Annotated in this window: 16 protein-coding genes, 1 tRNA gene and 1 pseudogene (1 of these 18 running past the window's edge); 9 read left to right on the top strand and 9 right to left on the bottom strand. The window is 35.8% G+C overall.

What is annotated here, in order from left to right:
- A pseudogene (gene gshA, locus WG67_RS08810) lies at positions 1 to 223 on the bottom strand (glutamate--cysteine ligase) (its annotated part extends 494 nt beyond the left edge of the window); the annotation flags it as partial.
- Positions 224 to 338: 115 nt separating this feature from the next.
- On the opposite strand from gshA, the gene hslV reads away from it, so the two are divergent.
- Together hslV and hslU are read left to right on the top strand one after the other, a co-directional pair.
- Positions 339 to 893: an ATP-dependent protease subunit HslV gene (hslV, locus tag WG67_RS05145; protein ID WP_006280198.1), complete on the top strand. Its 555-nt coding sequence runs from the start codon at positions 339 to 341 to the stop codon at positions 891 to 893.
- A gap of 1 nt (position 894) precedes the next feature.
- On the top strand, positions 895 to 2,385 hold the full coding sequence (hslU, locus tag WG67_RS05150) for an ATP-dependent protease ATPase subunit HslU (RefSeq protein WP_006280200.1): 1,491 nt from the start codon (positions 895 to 897) through the stop codon (positions 2,383 to 2,385).
- 68 nt (positions 2,386 to 2,453) lie between these two features.
- On the opposite strand, the gene WG67_RS05155 is transcribed toward hslU, so the two are convergent.
- Both WG67_RS05155 and WG67_RS07890 read right to left on the bottom strand, forming a co-directional pair.
- The gene (locus WG67_RS05155; RefSeq protein ID WP_010963087.1) at positions 2,454 to 3,395 is read right to left on the bottom strand and encodes an FKBP-type peptidyl-prolyl cis-trans isomerase; all 942 of its coding nucleotides are present in this window, start codon (positions 3,393 to 3,395) and stop codon (positions 2,454 to 2,456) included.
- Entirely contained in the window at positions 3,388 to 4,395 is a 1,008-nt protein-coding gene (locus WG67_RS07890) for a polyprenyl synthetase family protein (RefSeq protein WP_070356993.1), read from the bottom strand. The genes WG67_RS05155 and WG67_RS07890 overlap by 8 nt, the downstream gene beginning before the upstream one ends.
- A gap of 145 nt (positions 4,396 to 4,540) precedes the next feature.
- On the opposite strand from WG67_RS07890, the gene acpP reads away from it, so the two are divergent.
- Genes acpP through WG67_RS07550 form a run of 3 tightly spaced genes read left to right on the top strand, consistent with a single transcriptional unit; the run spans position 4,541 to position 6,215 of the window.
- Entirely contained in the window at positions 4,541 to 4,801 is a 261-nt protein-coding gene (acpP, locus tag WG67_RS05165; protein ID WP_006279836.1) for an acyl carrier protein, read from the top strand.
- 13 nt (positions 4,802 to 4,814) lie between these two features.
- Positions 4,815 to 6,086, top strand: coding sequence for a beta-ketoacyl-ACP synthase II (fabF, locus tag WG67_RS05170; RefSeq protein ID WP_070356994.1), 1,272 nt, complete (start codon positions 4,815 to 4,817; stop codon positions 6,084 to 6,086).
- Between the two features lie 3 nt (positions 6,087 to 6,089).
- Positions 6,090 to 6,215: a hypothetical protein gene (locus WG67_RS07550; protein WP_255322260.1), complete on the top strand. Its 126-nt coding sequence runs from the start codon at positions 6,090 to 6,092 to the stop codon at positions 6,213 to 6,215.
- Positions 6,216 to 6,255: 40 nt separating this feature from the next.
- On the opposite strand, the gene WG67_RS08815 is transcribed toward WG67_RS07550, so the two are convergent.
- The gene (locus WG67_RS08815; RefSeq protein WP_010082031.1) at positions 6,256 to 6,480 is read right to left on the bottom strand and encodes a hypothetical protein; all 225 of its coding nucleotides are present in this window, start codon (positions 6,478 to 6,480) and stop codon (positions 6,256 to 6,258) included.
- On the opposite strand from WG67_RS08815, the gene WG67_RS05175 reads away from it, so the two are divergent.
- The 3 genes from WG67_RS05175 (at position 6,389) to thyX (ending at position 9,459) form a co-directional block, all read left to right on the top strand.
- Positions 6,389 to 7,162 carry a lysostaphin resistance A-like protein gene (locus tag WG67_RS05175; RefSeq protein ID WP_458695019.1) on the top strand — a complete coding sequence of 258 codons (774 nt, stop codon included), beginning with the start codon at positions 6,389 to 6,391 and terminating at the stop codon, positions 7,160 to 7,162. The genes WG67_RS08815 and WG67_RS05175 overlap by 92 nt on opposite strands.
- A 155-nt stretch (positions 7,163 to 7,317) precedes the next feature.
- Positions 7,318 to 8,595: a UDP-N-acetylglucosamine 1-carboxyvinyltransferase gene (gene murA / locus WG67_RS05180; RefSeq protein ID WP_070356996.1), complete on the top strand. Its 1,278-nt coding sequence runs from the start codon at positions 7,318 to 7,320 to the stop codon at positions 8,593 to 8,595.
- 9 nt (positions 8,596 to 8,604) lie between these two features.
- Positions 8,605 to 9,459, top strand: a complete 855-nt coding sequence (thyX, locus tag WG67_RS05185; RefSeq protein WP_010082033.1) for an FAD-dependent thymidylate synthase — start codon at positions 8,605 to 8,607, stop codon at positions 9,457 to 9,459.
- Between the two features lie 72 nt (positions 9,460 to 9,531).
- Here thyX and WG67_RS05190 read toward each other — a convergent pair whose 3' ends face one another.
- A complete protein-coding gene (locus WG67_RS05190) occupies positions 9,532 to 11,316 on the bottom strand; it encodes a hypothetical protein (RefSeq protein ID WP_010963093.1) in 1,785 nt (594 codons plus the stop codon).
- Positions 11,317 to 11,460: 144 nt separating this feature from the next.
- On the opposite strand from WG67_RS05190, the gene priA reads away from it, so the two are divergent.
- Positions 11,461 to 13,803 carry a replication restart helicase PriA gene (priA, locus tag WG67_RS05195; RefSeq protein WP_010963094.1) on the top strand — a complete coding sequence of 781 codons (2,343 nt, stop codon included), beginning with the start codon at positions 11,461 to 11,463 and terminating at the stop codon, positions 13,801 to 13,803.
- 18 nt (positions 13,804 to 13,821) lie between these two features.
- Here priA and petA read toward each other — a convergent pair whose 3' ends face one another.
- The 4 genes from petA to WG67_RS05215 form a co-directional block, all read right to left on the bottom strand.
- Positions 13,822 to 14,421, bottom strand: a complete 600-nt coding sequence (gene petA, locus WG67_RS05200) for a ubiquinol-cytochrome c reductase iron-sulfur subunit (protein WP_010963095.1) — start codon at positions 14,419 to 14,421, stop codon at positions 13,822 to 13,824.
- A gap of 92 nt (positions 14,422 to 14,513) precedes the next feature.
- On the bottom strand, positions 14,514 to 17,216 hold the full coding sequence (gene gyrA / locus WG67_RS05205) for a DNA topoisomerase (ATP-hydrolyzing) subunit A (protein ID WP_070356997.1): 2,703 nt from the start codon (positions 17,214 to 17,216) through the stop codon (positions 14,514 to 14,516).
- A gap of 52 nt (positions 17,217 to 17,268) precedes the next feature.
- Positions 17,269 to 17,341, bottom strand: a tRNA-Val gene (locus WG67_RS05210).
- 505 nt (positions 17,342 to 17,846) lie between these two features.
- Positions 17,847 to 18,722 (bottom strand): tetratricopeptide repeat protein, encoded by an 876-nt coding sequence (locus WG67_RS05215; RefSeq protein ID WP_070356998.1) that lies wholly within the window; start codon positions 18,720 to 18,722, stop codon positions 17,847 to 17,849.
- Between the last annotated feature and the right edge of the window lie 222 nt (positions 18,723 to 18,944).

Here is an 18,944-nt window from a genome sequence, read left to right on the forward strand (position 1 = left end):
GTCTTTTAAAATAGCTTTTTATCAATCTTGCTGCCATCGTTCTTGATTCTTCACTTAAGTTATTGAACCCCGCAGGAAATAAATTAGCGTCTACTGGAACGATTTTATAGCCAGAGTTTCTAAGATCTATAGAGCTATAAAATGGCGATGTAAGGCCATTAAATTTTGCTTCGAACCAATTATTTATACTTTTTTCCAAATCTGGGTGAATTATGTTTTGCATCTGCACTTTAAATGTTATAAGGAAGGTATTATATTATAAGCTATAGTTGAACATATTTAGTAAATTTGACTAAAGATTAAAGTATAATGAGATTCTTATTTAAAGTGATAGAAAAATGATTCAACACGATAACAATAAAATGTATGGCACTACTATATTATCAATTAGAAAAGATAAAAGTGTAGTAGTAATAGGTGACGGACAAGTTTCACTGGGCCACACTGTTATAAAATCTGGAGCAAAAAAAGTTAGGCGTCTTTCTGGTGATTCCGTAATTGCTGGATTTGCCGGGGCAACAGCCGACGCATTTACTCTTTTTGAAAGATTAGAATCTAAACTTGACAAGCACCCAGGGCAATTAATGAGAGCATGTGTTGAACTTGCAAAAGACTGGAGAATGGATAAATATCTGAGGAAATTAGAAGCTATGATGATCGTTGCAGATAAATCTATTTCATTAGTAATTACGGGAACAGGTGATGTTCTTGAACCTGAAGATGGAGTCGCAGCTATTGGCTCTGGGGGAAATTTTGCTCTATCTGCAGCAAGAGCTTTAATTGACATTAAAGGAATATCAATAGAGGAAATTGCGAAAAAGGCTATGAAGATAGCTGGCGATATATGTGTTTATACAAATCATAATGTAGTTATTGAAAAGATAGAGGAGTGATATGTCTTCCAAGCAAAAAACTTTATGCACCAATTTTTCCAATCAGCCCATAACCCTTTCAGAAGGGCGGTCTTGTAGTAGTGACACCTACGATGAAAAAGATAACCTCTATAAAGATACTAAGAGTGGTTTTGATTCAAATGACAGCGATGTTCAAGTTAATGACAGCACTCAAGTTTTGTTAGATGACCTGCCACCACAGAAGATAGTTAAAGAATTGGACAGATTCATAATCGGACAGGATGATGCAAAGCGTGCTGTTGCTATTGCGCTCAGAAATCGTTGGCGTCGCAATCAGGTTCCATTTCCATTGCGTGATGAAATCATACCTAAGAATATATTGATGATCGGTCATACAGGGGTTGGTAAAACTGAAATAGCTCGTCGCTTAGCAAAACTTGCCGGTGCACCGTTCATAAAAATTGAGGCAACGAAGTTTACTGAAATAGGGTACGTTGGACGTGACGTTGATTCGATAATACGCGATTTAGTTGATGCAGCAATAGTTTTAGTTAAAGAGAAAGCCCGTAAAGCCTTAGCTAAAAAGGCTTTAATTTTAGCTGAGAAAACAATAGTAAACTCTATGGTAGGCGAAAATGCAACCGAAGAGAGTAAAAAAATTTTTAGAGAAAGGTTGAGGAATAAAGAGTTTGAGGACGGAGAAGTTTCTATTAACGTCAGAGAGAGCAAGAGTATGTTACCTACTTTCGATATACCAGGCATGCCAGGTGGGCAAGTTGGTGTGATGAATGTAACAGAAATAATGGGCAAGATGTTTAACGGGAGCAAAAAAACAAAAACTATTACGGTGAAGGTAAAAGAAGCGCGTGAAATATTAATTAATGAAGAAAGTGAAAGGCTAATGGATGAAGATAAGATAATCAAAGAAGCCATTGATCTTGTTAGTAATGACGGTATAGTATTTTTGGATGAAATAGACAAAATTGCAGCGCGTACAGAAGTAAAAGGTGAAGTAAACAGAGAAGGAGTGCAACGCGATCTGTTACCATTACTTGAAGGAACAACTGTTACAACTAAGTATGGCCATGTAAAAACAGACTATATATTATTTATTGCATCTGGTGCTTTTCATCAGTCTAAACCATCTGACCTCTTACCGGAATTGCAGGGCAGATTACCGATCAGGGTAGAACTTAAGGCACTTACTCAAGAGGATTTAATAAGAATATTAAAGGAACCAGAATCTAGTTTGTTAAAGCAGTACATAGCTTTAATGAAAACAGAAAATGTGACACTTGAGTTCACTGATGATGGTATAAAAACCATAGCTGAAATAGCGTTTACAGTTAATAGGCAAGTGGAAAATATAGGCGCAAGAAGGCTTCACACTGTCATGGAGAAGCTTTTAGATGAAATAAGTTTCATTGCTTCTGAGAAAAATAGCGAAAAATTCATTATAGACAGCAAGTATGTAAAAGATAAACTTGAGTCAATTTCGAAGCAGCTTGATTTATCTAAGTTTATACTTTAGGAAAAACGAAAAGCCTACTTTAAGTAGTATAGAGAGTGTTCAGAAGATTAGCCAGTAGACCTAAAATTTCAGCTATATTCTTTAGGCTGTTTTTCAACAGTAGAATGGTGTGCTGCGACCTCTTGCTTAACATCTAAGCTTAAGTCAATTATTGAGATATTTTCTTCATCATAATCTATGTCTTTTATTAACATATCGTCAGTAATAGTCAAAAGGTCAGGCGGAGAAAGAATAGTTCTTTTATTACCAGCTCTCATTCCCACAACTCCAAGCTCTATAGCAAGTGGTATTTTTTTATCGCCAACCCTAAATTGCACTGTTTGATCTTTGACTATATATTCCCCATTATGCTCCTTTACGCTATATTTAACCGATATCTCATCACCGCACCTTACTTGTTTTCCAGTCTTGTTAATTAAGTCATTAAAAACCATCAGATTATTTACTGAGTCGGGATATTTATCCTTTACTTCGATCAGTTTGACGTAATAAGAATTAAAATTCATTTTGTTCTCATTGGCAATAGTAACTACACGCTCTCCGCCTTCTTTCATACCTATTACTCCTAAACTCACTTCTTTTAGGTCATCTTGACCTATTTTCAAAGTAACATCAGAAACTTTGCTAGGGAGTGTTGCTGAGTTATTATTAGAAATTTTATATATTTGCAATAGGACTTCCAGGCCACAAAAAGCCTTGCTGCCACTGCCTTCAGTAATTTCATAAAAATTTATTGAATCTTCTTCCTTTTGCTGCGTTATTTCTTCTAAATATTCTGTCAGCCCATGCTTTTCAATATAGCGGTCAAGTGCTGATTCAAGTATTGGCTTCACTAGGTAATGTGCTATCGTCTGTATCAAACCACCATGCGTGGCATTTATCTCATAAAGCTTGTCCTTTTTTTCCGGTTTACCTTTGTTTATATAGACAATAGTAAACACAAAAGCAGAAGTTAAAGTGAGAATCATTACTACGGAAATAAGCATTTGTAATATAATTTTTCTAACCATCTTTCTTTACTTGATTCAATAAATCATATAAATAATTAGTATCCCCTGAAAGCGCACTCAAATTATCCAAGCCTTGTTTAAAGAGGCCGTCTATATAGTCCTCTACTTCACTTTTACCAAGCACAGACATAAGATTATTTGTTTTATCTTGTTCGTAGTCTTCAATATCATCCTTAGCTTGAAAGATAAGCCCTAGATTTATTCCATAGTTATATAACGCTTTACGTTGCTTGTCTGTAGCACCCCCTATTATAGCACCTATTTCACATGAAGCTGCAAATAGTTTTGCGGTTTTCATCAAATGAATTTCTTTTATTTTATCAGCTTGGCCCGACGTCATTCCAGCGTCATACATACAGCCGTACGAATGTTGTAGTTTTAAGGTAGAAAGGGTGTCATGCAAGTAGCTGACACTGGAATCCATTTCATGTTCAGCTCCACTATCGCATGGCTTTTTGCACGAAATGCTTATAGGCAAAGCCTTCTGGATCCCAGTGTCCGCTACTTGAATGACAGAGGGTTGGGGGCTAAAATCTATATGCTCACTGTTAATATCTAAAGCCTGTCCTCCCACCATTCCCCTAATTCCTATTGCCTGAGAAAGAACTTTTATGATCTCACAGCGTTTCTCATTTAACGAAGATAATACCTCAAAAGCCAGAGTAAGTAGTGCATCTCCGGCAAGCACTGCTGTTGCTTCATCAAATTTTTTATGGCAGCTTAGCTGGCTTCTGCGAGTATCACTGTTGTCCATGCACGGTAAATCATCGTGAATTAGAGAGTAAGCATGAACAAATTCAATTGCTGCAGCAACTGATATTACTTTTTTAGCTTCCGCGTTAAACACTCGCGATGAAGCTACGACTAAAAAGGAGCGTATATGTTTTGCAGGAGCAAGGAGTATATAACGCATAGCTGATATAAGCTTATTCTCGCTATTTTCGGGTAAGAGTTTATTTACTTCTACAATAAGCAAATTTTTTGTTGTTTCGTCTAGCATTTTTGAATTGTTAATTGTTTAGCACGTAACGCTAGCCAGCTAGGGCAGTAGAAAACTTTACTGTAGTTTACCAGTTATAAAAGATATTGCAAACATAAAAATTTTTTATAACATCAAAGAATAGGTTATTTTTTTGGTAAGAAATGTGAATAGCGAACTAGCAAAGAGCACTAGAGAAGACATAGAAGAAAAAGTGAAAAAGATTATACTAGAGCATATTAGTAAGGATGTAGAGAAATTCAACAGCTCTTCAAAGCTTTCGGAGCATGGTACAGACAGCTTAGATGCAGTTGAAATCATCATGGCAGCAGAAGAAGAGTTTGGAATAGAAATTCCAGATGAAGACGCACAAAAAATGGAAACTATGGAGCAAATAGTTGAGTACATTAATAATAAAAAAGGCTAATAGTTAGTGTTAAATGAGCAGAAGAGTAGTAGTCACTGGTGTTGGTTTAATCACTCCACTAGCGGCAGATGTTGACAACACTTGGTCAAGGCTAATAAAAAGTGAGTCTGGCATAAAAGCAATCAATACGGATAGATTTGACTCTTCTGATCTTGCTTGCAAAATTGCAGGGCAGGTGCCGTTGCAATCAGACAACATTGAGCACCATTTCAATTCACTAGATTATATTTCTGAGAAAGACTCAAAAAGGACAGATCGTTTTATCCATTACGGTATTGCAGCAGCTATTCAGGCAGTAGATGATTCATTAATTTTGGAAAGCCAAAATATCAATCGGGAACGTGTTGGTGTGACTATTGGCTCTGGTATAGGTGGTCTTCCGTCAATTCAGGAAAATGTTATTACCATGCAGGAAAAAGGGCCCAGACGTGTCAGTCCATTTTTTGTCCCTGCAAGTCTAATAAATTTGATATCTGGCCATATTTCTATTAAATACGAATTTACAGGTCCAAACGATTCAGCAGTAACCGCATGTGCAACAGGTGCGCATGCAATCATAAACTCAGCAAGAACTATAAAACTTGGTGAAGCGGATGTTATGATTGCAGGTGGAGCAGAAAGTGCACTGTGTAGAGTTGGAATTGCAGGTTTTGCATCTATGAAGGCGTTATCAACTAAATTTAACGATAAACCGGAAGAAGCTTCAAGGCCATGGGATGAAGAACGCGATGGTTTTGTTATGGGTGAAGGAGCAGGTATATTGGTGCTGGAGGAATACGAACATGCGAAAAAAAGGGGGGCAAAAATACATGCTGAACTGGTTGGGTACGGACTCACAGGAGATGCGCACCACATTACAGCACCACATCCAGAAGGAAGAGGCGCATTTAAGGCAATGCAGCTTGCTTTAAAGAGCGCACAAATTAATCCCAATCAAGTAGGGTATATCAATGCACATGGAACTTCAACGCCACTTGGAGATAAAATTGAAGTAATAGCAATGAAACAGTTATTCGGTGACTACGTTTATAAAATACCTGTTTCTTCAACTAAATCTTCTATAGGACATTTACTTGGTGCTGCAGGGAGCGTTGAAGCAATATTCAGTATTCTTGCGTTAAATAATGGAATTATTCCGCCAACCTTAAATTTACACAAGCCTTCAGAAGGATGTGATTTAAATTTTGTACCGTTTAAAGCTCAGGAGCATAAAATTCAATATGCACTTTCTAATTCGTTTGGTTTTGGTGGCACTAATGCATCGCTCATATTTGGACAAGTTTAGTTGATGTCACCCCAGTGTCTTCCTCTTGTCATTCCAGTACCCTCCTCTTGTCATGCAAGCAGCTCTCCTACTGTCATCCCAGCACGTGACACTGGGATGACAAACGGTTGTGAAAGGGAATACATATAAAAATTAAACTATCAATAGCAATTCAAAAAGAAAAAATATTCTATTCATCCCTGAAGAAGTATTTTATTGACAATTTATGAATAAAGATCAATAATGCAGAAAAGGAATTGATGGGCGTATGCATGAATTTAACCACTATTAATTGTACATTATTTGTTGTAATTACATATTTTTTGACGTGCATTATAGCTTGGTGCTTACCTTTCAAAGACATAACATTATTAACAACATTTGTTCCGGCTTCAGTTGCAATTTTGCTAACCATTTATAATAAACAGAAGGTAAGGGATCTTTTTAAACTTAGTTCGCCAAAAAACTGTCTATTAGGGTTTATACTTATTCTGGTAAGTATGCTAATTTCCAATGGTCTTTTGTCAATTTATTGCGGTTTTTCATTTTTCCGAGAGTCTTTTACGTTAGACCGTGTAAAGGATTTGAGTGCAGTTTTGAGTCCATTAGTGATGTTATTTGTTTTATTATCAACCTTTGTGATGTGGATCATTATGTCTCTTGGTGAAGAGATCGGTTGGCGTGGCTATCTTTTGAAAAATCTTAAAAGCAAAATATCAAATTTTTATATCAGAGCAATTATTGTCGGTATTATTTGGTCAGTATGGCACATACCAACTTATGTGGTTGCTGGCTCAGCTTTGTGGAAGGATGGCTTTACATTCCCGACTATTTGTGCTTATACCCTTTATATTTGTGCAATGTCTATAATGTTTACCTGGTTGTTTGAAAAAGACAACTCGATTTGGCCAGTAACTATTGCTCATGCAACAAATAATCTTGTGTATAGTGTTTTGAGCATTCTAATGCCGTCTCCTCCTCTGTCAACTTTCGATGCAGTAATTCGCCTTACATTATGTGCAGCTGGTTATTTCATTGTTGCAATTGGTGTTATTTGGTTTGATAAAGCTCGAGAGCGTCATTTGAGTAATTCATAGTATAAAATTTCGGGGGCAATTCGCATCAGGTGTCATGCAGGTAGCATGACACTGGGATGATGAGGAAGAAAAAGCAAATTTTGCCTTTTACGGTCAATCTATTATACTTAGTAAGACTTCAATAAACTAATGAATTATACTTTATATCTAATTAAATGCACAAGATATTAATAAGAAATAACTACAAACCTTTGGTCGGAAAAATCAAGATTAATGGCTCAAAAAATGCTGTTTTACCAATAATGGCAGCAAGTCTATTAAGTAGCTCCCCGGTAATTTTGCATAATGTACCTGATTTAATTGATGTGCATCTAATGTCTAAGTTGCTTGAAAGTCTTGGAGCAGAAGTGAACTTTATGCACAATAAAAATTATAAAGCGAACCATACTTTGAAAATTGACTGCAGCAATATCAACAATCACGTGATGCCATATAAAACCGCAAGTAAGCTAAGAACTTCTTTTCTAATATTGGGTCCAATGCTTAGCAGATTTGGCAAAGCGAGAACAGCATTTCCTGGTGGATGCAACATTGGAAAGCGTCCCGTTGATATGCATATTAAAGCATTAGAAGAAATGGGAGCTAAAATTGAAATTGACGGCTATAATATAATTGCAACAGTGAAAGGAAAGCTACAAGGAAAAGAAATCACATTTGAGAAAATAAGTGTTGGCGCAACAGAAAATGTAATAATGGCAGCAACATTTGCAGAAGGAGTGACAACAATAAACAATGCTGCAACTGAGCCGGAAGTTCTTGATTTAATAGATTTTCTGAAGAAAATGGGTGCTGATATTGAAATTGATAATACAAAGGTCATAATAACAGGAGTTGAAGCACTAAATGGATGTGTTCATAAAATAATACCAGATCGCATAGAAGCAGGCACCTATGCACTAGCTGCTATAATAACCGGTGGTAAGTTGGAGTTGGAAGGAATAAATCTATCTGATATAAGGTGTATTACAAATGAGTTGGAGACTATAGGAGCTATGGTTGAACTGTATGATGGAGGCATTGTTATTTCCAGAAAAAATGGCTCTATTAAGTCTGCTAACGTTGCGACAGATCCATATCCCAATTTTCCCAGTGATATGCAACCACAACTGATGTCTGCAATGTGCATCGCTGATGGGATATCAGTAATTGAAGAGAACATTTTTGAAAACAGATTTACACATGCAGATGAATTGAGAAAGTTAGGTGCTAATATCAGCATCGAGAAAAGCAAAGCTACTATAAGTGGAATAAAAAGCTTATCTGGAGCTAATCTATATGCTACTGACTTAAGATCAACAGCAGCTTTGGTGCTTGCTTCTTTGGTAGCCGGTGGAGAAAGTATAATAAACAATTCACATCATTTATGGAGAGGATATGAAGCAATGCATGAAAAACTCAATTCATGTGGAGCTGATATCTCCATTTCGTCTTGAGGATATTTTATGAATGAAGCAACCAAACGAACTATAGTAAAAGAAATAGATGCAATCTTATATGAAGAACATAAGGTATTAGACCATGGATTTATTCGAGTAGTGGATTATATGGGCTCTGATAGCGCTATAGTTCAAGCTGCTCGTGTTTCTTATGGCAAGGGAACAAAACAGATAAGTCAGGATGAAGCACTTATAAAGTATTTAATGAGACATCATCATACAACTCCATTTGAAATGTGTGAAATTAAGTTTCACGTGAAACTTCCAATTTTTGTTGCAAGGCAATGGATAAGGCATAGAACTGCAAATGTGAATGAATATTCAGCAAGGTATTCAATACTTGATAATGAATTTTATACACCTAAACCAGAACAAGTTGCAAAACAATCTGACAATAATAAACAAGGTAGCGGGGAAGCTTTTGATCCAGATACCTCAAAGGAAATAATAGATTCTCTAATAAATGACTCTAATTTAGTATATTCTCATTATGAAAAATTTATTGAGCAGGGGCTTGCAAGAGAAATTGCCAGAACTAACCTAATGCTTAATTACTACACGCAATTTTATTGGAAAATAGATCTGCATAATCTCCTTCATTTTTTGAAGCTTAGAGCTGATAAGCATGCCCAATATGAAATCAGAGTTTATGCAGAAGTTATGCTGGATATAATAAAAAAATGGGTTCCACTGGCCTACAATGCCTTTGTTGAATATTGCCTAGAATCAGCCTGTATTTCAAGAACTGGTCTAGAAATAATTCGCAAATTAATTAAAGGGGAAAACGTTACTAGAGAAGAAAGTAATATTGGTAAAAGAGAATGGGGCGAGCTGATGTCTATACTTGATAAACAATCTTAAAGATAAAGGCATACGTGTCAATCTCCTCTGTCAGTTAACTCTCGTTCACCAGATTGAATCTTGCTTTTTACATCACATTAACTCATCACTTTTATAGAACATCTCATTAAAATCATTTAGAGTTCCAAAATCCTGACCCTTGATAAACAGGTGATCATTAGCAACATGTGCTTCATCAAGAGTAAACAGCTCGTAATGATGATTGTGAGCGGGCCTAACAATTTCATTATATAAAACCATTACTTGTTCGTAGTTATATCCATCGCCAGCATGATATTTACCACGTACGGTATCATAAAAATTCTTTACATCATCATATGTCACTTGCAGCTCCACCTTATACTTTCCCACTTCAAGAGGACTTCCTGTCTTTATTTTTAAGGGATGTTGTGAATTTGCAACACTGTTAGAAGTTTCTGCTTCAATATCAGAATTTTTATCCATATTTTCTATCACACTTGCCATAACAGTTTCTTGTTCATCTTCTGTTGGTTTTGTTTGTTTTTCAGTCTTATTACTGCTACTGTCAGTTTCCACAGTTACTTTTTTTACTTCTATATCTTTTTGAGCTTTCTCATTACTTTGCTTGTGTATTTCATCTCCATGCAATTTTTCCTGCAGAGCTTTTTTCGTATCAGCATAATCATCACGATTGCTTTGCAAAGCTGGTTTATAACTGCTGCTATCATCCGCTTGCATTTGATCTATATAGTTAGATTCTTCTTCCTGTATAGTATTTTTTGCGTTATCCTCACCAACCGTTCCTTTCTCCCCAGACTTGGCTTCACTCTCTACCACAACTTCTTCGTCTACTTGCTCATCATCAATTGTAAATTCAGTACCTATCTGATTGCTATCTTCCTCCAATTCATTAGATAATTTTTCAGATAGCTGGTCACCACTCAAATATGGTTCCTTTGAATATTTAGCATAATTATGGGGATCGGTTCTGTTTTCTGAATAAAACCCACTTTCAAAGTCTGAGTAGGAGCTTTGATTGAGCACAAAAAATAAGTTTTCATAATTAACCAGCATATCACTATCAGGGCTAACAAAATTTAAATATTCATCGCCTTCCCATTCTGGGTGGTGTCTATACTCTGCTATGTAGTATTTACTAGAGTCGAGAGGTATCTTGTCACCTTCTTCCCCATCAAGTTGTAAAACTACTGCTGAATGCCCATTACCTAAATCATTACCTTTTACCACTTTGAATATTTTAATCTCATCCTTTTCTACAAGTTCTTTTAACTCCTCGTTCTTTTCATTTAACTCTTCCTCCCTTTGTCTTTCTGCTTCTCTCTCTCTTGCCAATCTTTCTGCTTCTTCATCAGCTTTCTTCTGCAGTTGTGAGAATACATTTTGTAATATATCTTGTGTGGTTAAGCTATTTGTGTTGCTTAAAAAATTATCTAACACATTTGATGCAATTGGTGACAATTCACCGTGATCATCAAATACTTTTTCCTTTGCTTTATCATAGTGATTTGGGTTATAGATTGCATACAGAGGATAAAAACCATAATCTGCAATTGACGCTCCGTCAGGTGATAGTTCCATTGAGAATCCATAGTAATTAAGTGGAAGATTGGAGGTTAAATATTTACCGTTATCATCCCTAACGTGTAGCTCACTTCTACCATTGTGCTCACTATATTTGTTGTAGTAGATATAAAAATTCTCATGGTTAAGATTGAAGTGATCATCTAGATTATCGAATTGAATTGTACTGCCAAGCTTCTCGCGCAAAAGATTTTTGCTTTCATCTGTAAGCTTTATATGTGCAGAAAAGTAGTATCGATCTATAGGTTCGCCTTTTTCTATTTCAAAGTTCAAAGTAATCTTGTCGTTGACCATTGGTAGCCTCCACAAATTCTATAAATCATTTTATTTATCAATCATACGGTCTGTACTATGAAAAATGTGTTAAACGTTAAGATTTTCTCTGTACCGATTCATCTATATTGCCAAGCTTAATAAAGTTACAAGCTCTTTAAAACAATGTTAAACTCAATCACTATGGCAAAAACAGTTGACGTATTACTACCACTTCCAATTGATCAGTTATTTTCATATGCAATTGAGGAAAATACTGAGATTTTACTTGGAGATTACGTAGTGGTGCCATTTGGCAAAAAACGCTTAATCGGAATAGTTTGGAAATACAGTGATAAAAGTAACCGAGAATTAAAATTTATTGAGCAAAAAATTGATTTACCAAATATTAGACCAAAATTGATCGCATTTGCAGAGTGGGTTGCGCAGTATAACTTAATACCTGTTGGTATGCTTGCCAAAGTGATAATGGGAGGAGTGTTAAAAGTAAATCACATAGATAAATTGGTTTGTGCTAAGCAGAAGCAGGAAATAAGTGAAATAAGTTGCCAATTAAGCCCTGAACAGCAGGTAGCTAGTGATAAAATAATCAGCAGTTTGAATGAGTATTCAGTGACTTTGCTTGATGGTGAGACAGGATCTGGAAAAACGGAAGTTTATCTCTCTGTGATTGCACAATTGATTAAGAATTACACTGCCGTTCCAAATGCTGCTCAGACTTTACCATCCCAGTGCCCAGAGACACAACTGTACGAACATTGTGATTTAGGTCTACCAAGAGGGTGTTATCCGAGTAGCCTGACACTGGGATCCAGTTTTTCATATAACCTCATTACAAATGTTTATTTTAACTTAAAACCAATACCTAATTTACAATCAAAATTCCTGGATTCCAGTGTCAAGCGCTGGAATGACACCTTTATACTCAAGGCAAAACCCACTGTAACATTTAGCATACCGTCTTTGCCACGTACTAGTATGACACCAGAATATGTTGAAATGACATCAGGAGAAGGTAATACACAAATTTTAATCCTCCTACCTGAAATTGTTTTAACTTCACAATTGGTAAATCGTGTTCGCGGTCAGATATCAAAAAACTTAGTTGAATGGCACTCAGGACTCACTCCAAAAACTCGCCGGAATAATTGGCTCAATATAGCAAGTGGAAATGCGCAGATAATTATTGGTGCACGATCAGCACTTTTTTTGCCTTATAAAAACCTAAAATTGATTATCGTTGATGAAGAGCACGACTCATCTTTTAAACAAGAACAGGGAATTATATATAATGCTCGAGATATGGCGATAATCTTAGCCAAATTTGAAAATATTCCGATTATTTTATCATCAGCTACTCCACTGCTTGAAACGATTCATCATGTTAAAAACGGGAATTACAATCATGTAAAGCTAACTAAACGATTTGGTGGTGCAGAATTGCCACTCATTAAAGTAGTAGATATGAGGAACAACAAGCAATGGATCTCCTCTGAGCTTTTTGAAAGCATCAAACAAACCATAGAGAAAAAACAGCAGGTTATGCTTTTTCTAAACCGCAGAGGGTATGCACAACTGGCAATTTGTAAAAAGTGTGGATATAAAATTTCCTGCTTAAATTGTGCTGTTTGGCTTACATATCACAAGAAAAAAAATGCTCTTTTGTGCCATCATTGCTCTTATCAATTAAAACTTCCAGAGAAATGCTCTAATTGCCAAAGTGAACAGCCATTGTCCCTCTACGGCATAGGAATTGAAAGGTTGCTTGAAGAAATGGTGAAATTAATACCAAACGCAAAAACTGCGATGATAAGCAGCGATCAGAAGTCGGTTAGTAACGTAATTGACTTGATATTGAAAGAAGAGGTGAACATTATAATCGGCACACAAATAATTGCTAAAGGGCACAATTTTCCCAAATTAACTTTGGTTGGAGTAATGAATGCAGATTTGAGTCTCGAAAATTCTGATTTGAGAGCAGCGGAAAAGACGTATCAATTATTGCACCAAGTTGCAGGCAGATCAGGAAGGTTTAATGAAAAAGGAATGGTAATAGTGCAAACCAATAATCCTGAAAGTTCAATAATAAAAGCATTGCTGCATCAAAAAAGAGACTCATTTTATGAAATCGAACTTAAGTCAAGACGCGAAGCCAAAATGCCACCATTTAGCAGATTAATAGCGCTTATAATCTGTGGTAAGAATCAGATTGCAACACAAAAAGCAGCGAATGAAATAGTAAAATCTCTTCTCTGTCATTCAAGTAGCTCAACTATTTGTATCCAGGAAAAAAATGTAGGTGTAGACAAAAAGGAATTTGAAATTCTTGGCCCATCACCAGCAGCGATAAATTTTTTAAATAATAAGTATCGGTATAGGGTATTATTAAAAATACACAATAAGCATAGTCTATCCATACAAAAAAAGCTGAAATATTGGATTAAAAATTGTAACTTGAATTCGAGTATTGCAGTGATAATAGATGTTGATCCTGTGAGTTTTTTTTAACGAGTTTATTTATATTCGTTAAGCCTTCTTGCCAATTACCACAACATTCTCACTGGGAAAAAAATAATCAGGTACAGCCATATTTTTCGGTGCAGGACCCCCAATTACTCGACCTGATGTATCATAATATGAACCGTGGCAAGGACAGAACCAACCATTACCATCTCTTGTAGCGTGGTCAACCGGTACACACCCAAGATGTGTACATATTCCAAGCATAATTAACCATTCGTCTTTTCCTTCGTATACTCTCTGCTCATCTAATTGAGGATCCCTCAAGCTCTTCACATTCACAGCTCTTGCAGCCTCAATTTCTTGCTTTGTGCGTCTACGAATGAATACTGGTTTACCTTGCCACTTTACTTTTACTCCGTGTCCTTCCTGAATTCCAGACAAATTCACCTCCACTGTGGAAGTTGCTAGAACTTCAGCAGAAGGATTCATAGATTTAACCAGTGGCCAAAGTCCGCTTGCAGCTCCTATACCTGCCATAGCGCATGTAGTTAATGTTATAAAATCTCTCCTACTCTTATTTTTAGTAAGATCTTTAACAGGAGGTGTTTTTTTATCCTCTTTGTCTGCCAGTGGTTTTTTATTTTTAGTTAATTTTTTGTCCATTGATCTTTACTTAGCCATAAGTATATATTTTAATTTAAATACTGCGTATTAATCAACAAAAACTTGCGCTTTTTGTTTAACCTATACTACGGTTAAGAAGCGATAGAGTTTTCAACTTCAAAAATACTATCTTCAGTGGAATCAGGATCTTCAATTTTCGCTACTGACACCACTTTTTCTCTACTTTCTGTTTTAAACAGAGTGACTCCTTGAGTGCTGCGTCCTGCAATTCTAATCTCATTGACCGAAATGCGAATTAACTTTCCTTTATCTGTAATAAGCATTATATTATCACCCTGCTCAACTGGAAAACTAGCAACAACATTACCGTTTCTGCTAGTAGTAAGAATATTGGTGATACCAACACCACCCCTGTTAGTTACTCTATACTCATACGCAGAAGTTCTTTTACCAAAGCCATTTTCAGTAATAGTTAATATAAACTCCTCATTCACTGCAAGTTTTAAGAATAATTCGTTATCTATTCCTAAATCATTCAAAGTCTTTTCCAATTTAGAATCAATGGAGTTATTAATTGCAGTCCCCAGTCTTTTTGCAAGTGGAACTTTTAAGTAAAGTTCTTTTGTTTCTGTTGCTACACCTATCCCATTTAATATGGTCATGGATATCACGCTGTCATTCTTTACAAGTTTGATACCTCTTACGCCATCTGAATTGCGACTCTTAAATTGACGCACATCACTTACAACAAATCTGATACTTTTTCCAAGCGTTGTTGAAAGTAAAACATGGTCAATTTCATTACATACCTTAACCGATACTAATTTGTCTCCTTCATCGAGCTTTATTGCTATTTTTCCATTGCTTGGAATATAGTGAAAGTCCGCTAAGGAGTTACGCCTTATGTTTCCATAGGCAGTAGCAAAAACTATGTTTTGATTTTCGTCATTTTCACTTGGCAATGGCATGATATTAGTTATAGTTTCACCATCGCTAAGCGGAAATATGTTAACAAGTGCTCTTCCACGTGCGGTTGGCTCTGCAAGAGGTAACTTATAAACTTTTAATCTATAAACTCGACCAATGTTAGAAAAGAATAAAAAGCTAGTATGGGTATTTCCAACAAATAATTCTGTGATTACATCCTCTTCTTTTAATCCCTGTCCTAGCTTTCCTTTTCCACCACGACGCTGAGTTCTGTAGTGAGAAAGTTTTACACGCTTGATATAACCATTCATAGTTACGGTTATCACCATATCCTCTTGTGGAATTAGATCTTCAGCTTCAATGTCCGCGTCTGACTCTTCTATTGAAGTTTTTCGCGGCACAGCAAATCTGTTCTTTATTTCTTGTAGATTGTTTTTTATTTCTTTCATCAACTTCTCTCCTGAGCCAAGAAAAGCGATATATTCTTTTATCAGGTTGATCATTGAACTTAGCTCAGCTTCTAATTTGTCTTTTTCAAGGCCTGTTAAACGCTGCAGTTTCATATCAAGGATAGCTTTAATTTGTAGTTCAGTTAATCTATACACTCCATCTTTCAAAAAGCTTGCGCTATCTGAAATCAACTCGATAATAGTATTGATTTCATTCGAAGTTTTCCATTCTTTATTTAAAAGTTCTCTACTTGCTTCCGCAGGATCTTTTGCACCGCGGATGATTTTTATCACTTCATCTATGCTGAGGACCGCAATGTAGAGCCCTATATATATATGAGCTTTTTCCCTCGTTTTTCTTAGACGAAATTCTGTTCTCCTGATTAATACTTCTTTTCTAAAATCAACAAAAGCAGTTATGATTTCTTTCAATGACATCAAAGCAGGCCTGTTGTTATTGAGCACTAAAGTGTTAACACTAAAACTACTTCTTAGTGGAGTTAGCCCCAATATTTGATTAAGTATAAAACTTGCTTCAGCATTTCTTTTGAGGTCAATTACTACTCTAATACCAGACTTATCGGACTCATCCCTAATTTCTGTTATACCATCAATTCTTTTTTCTTTTACAAGCTCACCTATCTTCTCAATTAATTTTACTTTATTTACCTGGTAAGGTATTTCATCAATCACTATTGCTTGCCTATCTTGTGGCAGATCTTCTATATGAGTCTTGCCTTGCACAACAATTGATCCACGACCAGTTGCAAATGCTGATCTTATTCCAGACCTTCCAAGAATTGTTCCCCCAGTTGGAAAATCCGGCCCTGGCATCACTTCAAGTAACTCATCCAAAGTAACTTCAGGATTATTTACATATAATATACAAGCATCTATTATTTCTCCAAGATTATGAGAAGGAATATTGGTTGCCATACCAACTGCAACACCACTTGCACCGTTTACCAATAGATTCGGAAACTCTGCAGGCAGCACAACTGGTTCTGTTTCATTTCCATCGTAGTTTGGCCTAAAATTAACTGTATCTTCATCAATATCATTCAGTAAAAAGTGCGACACTTTTTGAAGTCTTGCTTCTGTGTATCGCATTGAAGCTGGTGGATCTCCATCTATCGAACCAAAGTTACCTTGCCCATCAACAAGTGGTAAAAGAAGAGAGAAATCTTGGGCCATTCTAACCAAGGAATCGTAAATAGCTGCATCACCATGTGGGTGATATTTCCCCATTACATCCCCAACTATACGAGCTGCCTTTTTATATGGCTTACCGGCATCGAATCCAGCTCTTGACATTGCATATAATATGCGCCTGTGAACAGGTTTAAATCCATCCCGCACGTCAGGTATAGCCCGGCTTATGATAACGCTCATTGCGTAGGAAAGATAAGAATCTTCCAGCTCTTTTACTATTGAGATTGGTACTATATTATCCTGCATTTTCTATACTTTAATTGAAGTAATTAATAATACTAACATTCAGTTAAGCAAATGGGCAATGACAGACTTGAACTGCCGACCTCCTCGGTGTAAACGAGATGCTCTACCAGCTGAGCTAATTGCCCCTTTAGATCTAATTCTATAGCTCAATATTATTATTGTAAACAAAAATAGCAATAAATTGTATCCGTTCAGCAGAGTGGCAAAATAGGTAGACAAGGTGATCTAAAAAGATAATCATAGAGTAAATGTGAGGTAAGTCCTTACAATAAATGGTGTCATCCAAGTAGCCGACACTGGGATCCAGAAAAAAGAATGGTGTCATTCCAGTGCTTGACACTGGAATCCAGCTTTTTCATAATCATTAAAACGTTGTATTTTTACATAAAACAGCTATTTTTATGCTCGCCAACTTAATAAAATGCCAGCATCCCAGTGTCAAGCACTGGGATGACACCCTCCTGATGGGCCAAAATCACAATGTTCGTACAGTTATGCATTTGTTGTGTAAATTACCTTTGCAAACAAATGTTCGTACATCTGTGTTTCACACACTTTGCTTCAATATTTGCACATTAGCCACTCCCTTGAACAGATACGATAAATTAGATTTAGGTGAGCTATAAGCTTTTATGAAATCTTTGAGTGCGTGCTGTGAAGTTTTATAAATTTTAGTCTTGCTGTCACTTTGTATAAAGGTATTTTTTCACTCACATCTTTCGAAGTTGTAGCTATGTTCAACAATTTTAAGTAGAATATTGTAGCATTTTGAAAATCTGAAAGTTTATCTAGAATAACAGCTAAATTATAAGTATAAAAAATATTGTTTTCATCGAGGGAAATAGCAGTTATCATATACTCTTTACCTTTTACATAATCCTCCTTTTTCATATAGATCATACCTAAATTTGCTAATAAAGGAGCATAATTTTTATGTATATCATACAATTTTAACATTTCACTCAACGCCAGATCAGGATTATATTGTGAGATTATCGTCAGAAAATTTTTTAATATGTAAGGGTTACTAGGGTGTTCTTTTAACAGTCTTGTGTAAATCTCTACAGCTTTTTTGTATTCTTTATTAGCGTAATAAATATTTCCCAATCCAATTAAAGCATTTTTATGATAAGGAAACTTTGCAATGATCTGATTAAGGAGAGAAATAGCTGTTTCATTATCTCCTGATTCAAAGGAATCTTTTGCTTTTTTTAAAGTAGAGTATATGTCAAAACTCTTGCCAGAATTCTGCGCAATTTTGATGTTAAATTTATCACTTTTTCTCTCAATAACATCAAGATCTTTATATTTTTTATCAGCTTTTATATGCTTGACAACACTATCAAAGGCCTTCTGTATCTCCAAATTTTCACTAGCATAGGTAACAGAAGACCTCCATAAAATCACAACGCAAATTAACATGCAGATAAACATAGGTCCTAGTGTTGTGGCATTGGCTGCAGCGTGTAACCAGTAAACCTTATTTCTTTGAGCTATATGCAACACATTACAAATTCATAAATGCTAAATTACCTATCTCATACAATAATAAAGATATTATTAATTAGCGGGACGAACATGCTGTGTAGCCTTTCAGAATGCATTTATCTTTTGTCTTCCATATTTCGCTTTATTTCCACAAAAATGCTTCAATTTATCTTAGTCTGGTAGAGACTCATGACCTTGAAACCAGCGATTTGGTCTCATAACCATAGTCTCCCCAAAAGA

Origin of the sequence: Wolbachia endosymbiont of Drosophila incompta (assembly GCF_001758565.1) — a bacterium.
Taxonomy (GTDB): domain Bacteria; phylum Pseudomonadota; class Alphaproteobacteria; order Rickettsiales; family Anaplasmataceae; genus Wolbachia; species Wolbachia pipientis.